This window comes from Virgibacillus sp. FSP13, assembly GCF_054048505.1.
This window is the reverse complement of the sequence record NZ_JBSVKG010000076.1, coordinates 1-556: the sequence shown is the minus strand read 5'-3', so window position 1 is coordinate 556 and position 556 is coordinate 1. Positions and strand designations below refer to the sequence as shown.

The window sequence follows — 556 nt, the reverse complement described above, 5'->3', positions numbered from 1 at the left end:
GAATTGGAGCGGAAGACGGGATTCGAACCCGCGACCCCCACCTTGGCAAGGTGGTGTTCTACCACTGAACTACTTCCGCATATTTATTAATGAATGGTGCGGGTGAAGGGAGTCGAACCCCCACGTCGAAAGACACTAGATCCTAAGTCTAGCGCGTCTGCCAATTCCGCCACACCCGCAAGAATGGTGAGCCATGGAGGATTCGAACCTCCGACCCTCTGATTAAAAGTCAGATGCTCTACCAACTGAGCTAATGGCTCTAACATTAAAAGTGGTGCCGGCCAGAGGACTTGAACCCCCAACCTACTGATTACAAGTCAGTTGCTCTACCAATTGAGCTAGACCGGCCAATATATTTTTTGTCAAAAGAACAAGATGGTGGAGGATGCAGGGCTCGAACCTGCGACCCCCTGCTTGTAAGGCAGGTGCTCTCCCAGCTGAGCTAATCCTCCTATATGTAATGCCTGGCGGCGTCCTACTCTTGCAGGGGCAAAGCCCCAACTACCATCGGCGCTGGAGAGCTTAACTACTGTGTTCGGCATGGGAACAGGTGTGG

The 556-nt window shown here is 52.3% G+C and carries 5 tRNA genes and 1 rRNA gene; all 6 read right to left on the bottom strand.

Annotated elements, in window-relative coordinates:
- Positions 1 to 4 precede the first annotated feature (4 nt).
- Positions 5 to 79 (bottom strand) — tRNA-Gly (locus tag ACW2QC_RS20270).
- Positions 80 to 94: 15 nt separating this feature from the next.
- Positions 95 to 179 (bottom strand) — tRNA-Leu (locus tag ACW2QC_RS20265).
- Positions 180 to 184: 5 nt separating this feature from the next.
- A tRNA-Lys gene (locus ACW2QC_RS20260) sits at positions 185 to 260 on the bottom strand.
- A gap of 12 nt (positions 261 to 272) precedes the next feature.
- A tRNA-Thr gene (locus ACW2QC_RS20255) sits at positions 273 to 348 on the bottom strand.
- Between the two features lie 28 nt (positions 349 to 376).
- Positions 377 to 452: transfer RNA gene (locus tag ACW2QC_RS20250), tRNA-Val, on the bottom strand.
- Positions 453 to 462: 10 nt separating this feature from the next.
- Positions 463 to 556: ribosomal RNA gene (rrf, locus tag ACW2QC_RS20245) — 5S ribosomal RNA — on the bottom strand; the annotation flags it as partial.